Raw genomic sequence first — 6,470 nt, 5'->3', positions numbered from 1 at the left:
CTGCACCTGAATACCGGCTCCGAGGGGCCTGCCCTCATCATTTGCACAGCACCAAAGAAGCACTCGTGTTCTTTGTTCGTGACACACCACCACCCTGCGTACGGGTCGCGTACAGGGCGGTTCGTCAAGGATAGCACAGCCGCTCTTTACACCGACCACGCCCTTGCCCTAGTTTGGGATAAGGCTAGCAAACTCTCGCGTTTGAACCTCCTTATCGGATTTCGGGCAACTTGACGTTTGGTCCTTCATCACCCTGTGAGGCCTCCGCAGTGCTTACGGCTCGTTTCCAGGTGACTACTATGACCGCTGCTGACTTCTCCCCCTGTACGCGACAGGACGAGACCTCCCCAGGTAAGACACTTATCCTTCCACCTAACCCTGCTGCATCTACACAGAGCCGTTTATTGGCCAGGGGCGTTGCAAAGATGTGCTTGCTTACCCACGACTCCCTGCCTCTTATGCAAGCACTGCGTGCGCTCTCTTCGCACTCCCGTGCTCGAGAGTATTCGTCAGTTCAGGTGTTTGCAGTCCCGCCCTGCGGGCGTCCCCTTCGCACTCCCGTGCTCGGGCATCTTCACTGCATACCTCGCGGTAAACCAGCTTGCGGCTTGCTAATCGGCTTCACCAACTTGCCGATAAGGGATTTGCACCCTCTGGATAATCTGAGTATATTCCTTTCGAAATATAACTCGTGCCATGCTGGGCACACACTAAACCTTTACGGTAGCTGCGCCACCGCAAAGCTCAGAACGTAAGTATATCATATTAAATTAAGAGAAGAATGACTTCGAAACCAATAGTCAAGACCGCATCTAAAGGCGTATTGTATAAACCGAAGGTTGTTGGAGCTATAGCGATATTGACAAACATACTTCCATCCTACTGGTCATACTTTTTCATTTTTACAATTCCTGTTGTTGTGTTAGGAGTGGCTTATATTTTCGTAAAACCAACAGAAAAACTTATTTATGAAATACCCGCAGGCATGTTGTTATCAGGAAGCCTTTTTGGAAGCATAATAACTTACTTCTGCATTATTGAAATGTTTGAACTTTGGTAGAAATATAAAACCACGTTGGCTAACCAAACCTGTAAGGTAGCTATGCCACCTCATAGCCCTGCCGTAGGTGGTAAGTGTAATTAACAAACTCTAAAGCGACACTAAAAAATGGTATGCATAAAGTTCGTAATTGCAGTTATATGCTTAGTGAAGTTTGCTTTAGAAGTGGCTGTTGCTCAACCTACGACCATTGCTGATACTACTGTATATTCCATTGTAGATACTTACCCAGTTCTTGTCACTAAAGAGAAAGAGTATAAATTTGACGAGACACAAAGCTTTATCGATAAACATCTAAAGTGGCCAGACCCAAGATTGGACTGTAACGGGAGCGTGATGATTTCATTGATAGTTGAAAAGGACGGCACAGTTAGTAACAGAAAATACTTAAAAGCTCTCTGCCCAAAGTTCGATGAAGAAGCAATGAGGGTAATAAATTTCATGAACGATTGGAAACCTGGGAGACTCAATGGTGATGCAGTAAGAACTGTAGTTGTTCTGCCAGTACGGTTTAAGCTCCATTGAAAAATACCTTCCACCGCCCCAATTCAGCCTTTATGCTCAGCTACGCCTCGCCCATCGGCTGCAAGAGTAACTTTTTGCCACATATCCCTTCATGAAAACTATACTAACCTTTGTATTGATCATTCTGACCTGGAATCTTGGCTTTTCTCAAGCGGCTAAGCTCGATTCCACTTGGGCAGTAGGTCAGCATACTTATCGCCTAACCCTTGAACTTGACGAGAACTCAAACAAAGACCTAAATACAAGTATGACTTTGTTCAGAGACGATGAACCAATACTAAAAGACTCGGTTTGGAGCAGTATGCTGGAGATCGAATTTAGGGACATTGATCGTGATGGCTTTCATGACCTGTTGGTTTACCAAGGCTCAGGGGCAAGAGCCAATGAAACATATAACCTGTTCTTGTTCAGAGAAGAGAATAACAGTTTTCAAAAGGTAGCGGGATTTAATGAATGGCCAAACATCAACACGACAGAGGTAAAAGGCGTCATAGCCGCTTGCATCCTGACAGGTGTAGCCGAGTATAGGTTTTTCAAACTCAATGACTCTGGAGAACTAATCGACCTGAACATATCGGTAATTGACAGTTTGCTTAATGGAAAAGCTTACAAAAGAGGACTTAGGAAAGCAAAGAAAAAAGTAGAATAAAGATACAGCACAGTGCAGCCTCACTTGGCAGTAGTGTTCAACGCCGGAACAAACTTAGCAAATGACGATAAAGAAAATACTGACGATAACAAAACACCGTCCCTGGAGGCTCCCTACTGGTAATTGGAAGTATTATCAAGAATGGAACGATGCGGTTTTTCTACATTGGCAGGTTAACTACCACGATTTAAAGCCGCTACTACCAGACGACTTAGAGATCGACTTGTTTGAAGGCAAGCCGTGGGTATCTTTAGTAGCTTTCACGATGGAAAAAATAAGGCCTAGAAACCTACCTTCTTTTCCTCCCTTATCTACCTTTGATGAAATCAATATTCGTACTTATGTAAAGTACAACAATAAAACGGGCGTGTATTTCCTGAGTATAGAAGGTGGGAAAAAACTATCCTGCCAAGTTGCGAAAAGCTTATCAGAGCTTCCTTATCGGTACTCAAAAATGAAGAGGGGCGAAAATTACTATTGCTCTGAGAACACAGAGTTTGGCGATAAACTCGAGTTGAAATATAAAATTGGGGCACCTGTAACTGCTAAGACTGAACTTGACAAGTGGCTGACCGAGAGATACGCGTTGTTTCAGAATACAAGCACCTGGATAAATGAGTTTGAGATTCATCATACCGAATGGCCAACATACCAAATAGAACTAAAAAGCATTGCTATTCGATATCCAAGGTTTGCAAAAATGTTGAGTAAAAACCCAGACTTGTGTCATTATTCTGCAGGAGTTAAGGTACTGGCTTGGGATAAAAAGAAGTATAGAAAACTGACTACAGCGAAGTAAAGGCACTGGAGTAAAAAACTTTAAAATAGAAAAGATTTTAAAACATATAGCTCGAGAGGCTCTTACCAGTTTAGCTGCTATCTACGTTGCATTGATAGCTTTTTTAAACTTATACCTGCATGGCGGCGGCATCACGGAAAGCACAAAAAGTTTAAGCAGCCTGATATTTGTCGCGCTTCTAATGGCTGTCGGGCTCAGACCGGTAAAGAAGCACGCATTTACAGCAGCCCTGATTATTCTTGCTGATGCTGTGTCAATACTATTATCAGTTAACACTATTATAGCATCTAGTTTTATTGAAACTATTAAGAACTCAGTTCTTGAACCAGGGGTAACGTTAACTATCATTTGTATTGCTATCTTACTGTGGGACTGGATCAGCCTTATTGGATTTCTAAAACTACTTGTATGCAACAAGACATAATAGAACCTCCCCCCACCGCTGGAGTTTTCACCAATCCATGCTTCAACAGCTTTTAATAGCCTTTCAACGATACTCACTAGTTTCAATCAGAAAGAACCCTGAATAGATGGCATCATTAAAATTTACAGAATCAATTACGATTCGGGAGGCAGCGGAAAAAGTGTTCGATTATACACAAGACTATGACAAACGCCTTTCATGGGATACTTTTTTAAAAAGGGCAGAGCTAACCAATGGAGCAGTAAAAGCAAAAAACGGTGTTAAAGCATACTGCGTCGCTCACAACGGCCTCGGCATGGAGACAGAGTATGTTTCTTTTAACAGGCCTAAAGTAACAGCAGTAAAAATGACAAAGGGGCCATTTATGTTTAGCTCTTTTCTGGGCTCATGGACATTCAAGAAAATTGATCAAAACGAAACAGAGGTGATCTTTTTGTATTCGTTCTCTTTGAGGTTTCCCTTTTCGATCGCGGGAAAATTTATTAAACCTAACTTGCAAAAAAATGTAAAGCAGCGGCTTTTAGATTTAAAGCACTGCCTTGAAAAGAAAAGTATGGAGGCATAGTAGCATCCCCCCACTACCGGCGTGCTCACCAAAACTCCTGCTTCAGCAGCTTTTATACTTGCTGGTGAGAATACACAGTAAGTGCGATCGTAGCAATGGTTTGCTTGCCCCCCTTCAACTTCAGACCACTCGCTAATTCACATCATCTCTCCCACATCCCTTCCATCACCACCTCCAGCAGGTGCTCGTCCGGGTCGCGGAAGTAGAAAGAGAGGTAGCCGCCGCCCCAGTCAAACTCCTGCTCTATGGCAATGCCCAGGTCCCGCACCTTTTGCTTCCAGGGGGCATACTGCTCCTTCTCCACCTCAAAGGCCAGGTGCAGCTGCCCTGAGCCGAAATGCGGCGGCAGGCTTTTGCTCACTTTGGAGGCCACGGGGTTAAAGCAAAGCAGTACCGAGGCACCCGCCCTGAAAAACACATGCCGCCCCGCTACCTCCCCGATCACCGGGAAGCCAAGTTTGTGGTGGTAAAAATCCTTGCTCCGCGCCAGGTCCTGCACATACAGGCAGGTCTCCTTTATCTTTTTTATCTCCATTTTTGCTGCTATAGTATGATGCGGGCTAACAAAAAGCCGCCTTTGCCTTAACGCGTCCCGCCGCTTCCCGTTTATAGTATGCACTGCACTACCAAAACCCGCATGAAACTAATGATGAAGATTTCAGTGATTTTTGTGGCCATCATAGGCCTGGCAACATACTTTTTCCGTGACATAATTTTTACGAAGGCACCCGTGGCTGCGGCCAACTTTGAGCGGCTGGCCAAGCTCCCCGATGAGGTTAGCGAGAGTTCCGGGGTGGCCGTGCTGGCGCCCGGTGAGTACCTGACGCACAACGATGCCGGCAACGGCCCCAACCTATACAAACTAAACGACAAAGGAAAGCTCCTCCAAACCATCCGGCTGCAGCTGCCCAACGTGGACTGGGAAGACCTGGCCCAAGACGCCGAAGGCAATATTTACATAGCCGATACCGGCAACAACGATAACAACCGCCATGAACTGGCCGTGTACAAAGTAAACCCAAGTCAGCCGGAGAAGCGTGCCGCTATCCGGTTTACCTATGAGGACCAGAAGGAGTATCCGCCCAAAAAGAAAGACCGCAACTTCGACGCGGAAGCACTGTTCTGGAGCAACGGCAAGCTATATATCATCTCCAAAGACCGGGGCCGCAGCCAAACGATCAAGGTATACCGACTCCCCGACCAGGCCGGCACCTACAAAGCCAAGCTTATCGGCAGCCACTCGCTAAAAACCCAGGTAACCGGCGCCGCCATCAGCCCGGACCAAAGCACTGTGGTGCTGATAAGCGAAGGGGCGCTACACCTTTTCCGGGAGTTTGCCAGCGTGGACAGATTTTATGAGGGCAAGTATGACAAGCGCACCCTGAAAGACGCTGGCCAGACCGAGGCCGTAGCTTTTGAAGGCAATGACAAGCTTATTATCACCAGCGAGGGCGGCAACCTGTACCGCTACACCTTGTAAAGCAGCTGAAAAAAGAATCCCCTTAGGCTTTGCAGCGCTAAGGGGATGATATTTATACTTTGCTCTCTTCTCTTTTCCTGCCGCCGGGCAGGGCAGGTTTGGGGTTGCGCCATACCATAAACAGGATGACCAGGCCGGCAAGAACCAGCGGGATGCTCAGCAGCTGGCCAATGTTCAGGGCCATGGTCGCCTCCTTGGCCACCTGATCTTCTTTCAGGAACTCCACAAAGAAACGGAAGGTAAACAGCGCCGTCACGAAAATGCCGAAAAGCAGGCCCTTTGGCAAGGCCCCTTTATACTTCTTCCAGAGCCAGTAGAGCAGCACAAACAGCAGGAACACGCTAAACGACTCGTAGAGCTGCGTAGGGTGCCGCGGCACATGCGAGTACTCGTTTTGCCGCATGAAAATAAAGCCCCACGGCAAGTCAGTTGGGTGGCCAAAGATCTCCGAGTTCATCAGGTTGCCCAGCCGGATAAGGGCGCCGCCGAGCGCCACCACGATCACTATGCGGTCCAGCACCCACATATAATCAAAGTTATACTTGCGGCTAAACAGCCAGAGCGACAGGAGGATGCCGATGGTGGCGCCGTGGCTAGCCAGGCCGCCTTCCCAAATCTTCAGTATCTCGATGGGGTTGCTCAGGTAATACTCCGGGGAGTAAAACAGCGTATGGCCCAGGCGGGCGCCTACCACTGTGCCGATGATCATGTAGATCGTGATCACGTCCACATCACCCTCGGTGCGGCCTTCGGCAACATAGATTTTAGTGAGGATGCGCTGCCCAATGATAAAGCCCAGGGCGAAGAGCAGGCCATACCAGCGGATGGTAAAGGGACCTATGCTGAAAATGTCAGGGTCAACATTCCAGGTAATATAGTTTAGTAAGTTCATAAGGGATAGGATGCTAATCCTACAAAGTTAAGATAAATCAGCCACCGAAAAAACGAAAGGCGCTGCCTGTTGTGGC

At 47.0% G+C, this 6,470-nt stretch carries 9 protein-coding genes; 6 read left to right on the top strand and 3 right to left on the bottom strand.

Annotation, left to right across the window (positions count from 1 at the left end; translation table 11 throughout):
• Window positions 1-781 precede the first annotated feature (781 nt).
• The 4 genes from FJM65_RS20145 (at window position 782) to FJM65_RS20130 (ending at window position 3,033) form a co-directional block, all read left to right on the top strand.
• The gene (locus FJM65_RS20145; RefSeq protein WP_140623985.1) at window positions 782-1,060 is read left to right on the top strand and encodes a hypothetical protein; all 279 of its coding nucleotides are present in this window, start codon (window positions 782-784) and stop codon (window positions 1,058-1,060) included.
• A 108-nt stretch (window positions 1,061-1,168) separates the two neighbouring features.
• Entirely contained in the window at window positions 1,169-1,585 is a 417-nt protein-coding gene (locus tag FJM65_RS20140) for an energy transducer TonB (protein ID WP_140623983.1), read from the top strand.
• 91 nt (window positions 1,586-1,676) lie between these two features.
• Complete coding sequence (locus FJM65_RS20135) at window positions 1,677-2,234, top strand: XAC2610-related protein (RefSeq protein ID WP_140623980.1); 558 nt, start codon at window positions 1,677-1,679, stop codon at window positions 2,232-2,234.
• A gap of 61 nt (window positions 2,235-2,295) precedes the next feature.
• Window positions 2,296-3,033 (top strand): YqjF family protein, encoded by a 738-nt coding sequence (locus FJM65_RS20130; protein WP_140623978.1) that lies wholly within the window; start codon window positions 2,296-2,298, stop codon window positions 3,031-3,033.
• An 81-nt stretch (window positions 3,034-3,114) separates the two neighbouring features.
• Here FJM65_RS20130 and FJM65_RS20125 read toward each other — a convergent pair whose 3' ends face one another.
• Complete coding sequence (locus FJM65_RS20125; RefSeq protein WP_140623976.1) at window positions 3,115-3,534, bottom strand: hypothetical protein; 420 nt, start codon at window positions 3,532-3,534, stop codon at window positions 3,115-3,117.
• Between the two features lie 29 nt (window positions 3,535-3,563).
• Here FJM65_RS20125 and FJM65_RS20120 point away from each other — a divergent pair, with 29 nt between their 5' ends.
• Window positions 3,564-4,022: a type II toxin-antitoxin system RatA family toxin gene (locus FJM65_RS20120; RefSeq protein WP_140623974.1), complete on the top strand. Its 459-nt coding sequence runs from the start codon at window positions 3,564-3,566 to the stop codon at window positions 4,020-4,022.
• A 142-nt stretch (window positions 4,023-4,164) separates the two neighbouring features.
• On the opposite strand, the gene FJM65_RS20115 is transcribed toward FJM65_RS20120, so the two are convergent.
• Entirely contained in the window at window positions 4,165-4,557 is a 393-nt protein-coding gene (locus tag FJM65_RS20115) for a VOC family protein (RefSeq protein WP_140623972.1), read from the bottom strand.
• Between the two features lie 111 nt (window positions 4,558-4,668).
• Here FJM65_RS20115 and FJM65_RS20110 point away from each other — a divergent pair, with 111 nt between their 5' ends.
• The gene (locus FJM65_RS20110) at window positions 4,669-5,502 is read left to right on the top strand and encodes a hypothetical protein (protein WP_239023037.1); all 834 of its coding nucleotides are present in this window, start codon (window positions 4,669-4,671) and stop codon (window positions 5,500-5,502) included.
• A 52-nt stretch (window positions 5,503-5,554) separates the two neighbouring features.
• Here FJM65_RS20110 and lgt read toward each other — a convergent pair whose 3' ends face one another.
• A complete protein-coding gene (lgt, locus tag FJM65_RS20105) occupies window positions 5,555-6,394 on the bottom strand; it encodes a prolipoprotein diacylglyceryl transferase (protein ID WP_140623968.1) in 840 nt (279 codons plus the stop codon).
• Between the last annotated feature and the right edge of the window lie 76 nt (window positions 6,395-6,470).

This window comes from Pontibacter mangrovi (genome assembly GCF_006385705.1).
In the GTDB taxonomy this organism is placed as follows: domain Bacteria; phylum Bacteroidota; class Bacteroidia; order Cytophagales; family Hymenobacteraceae; genus Pontibacter; species Pontibacter mangrovi.
The sequence above is the reverse complement of the archived record's forward strand: the minus strand, read 5'-3'. Positions and strand labels throughout refer to the sequence as shown.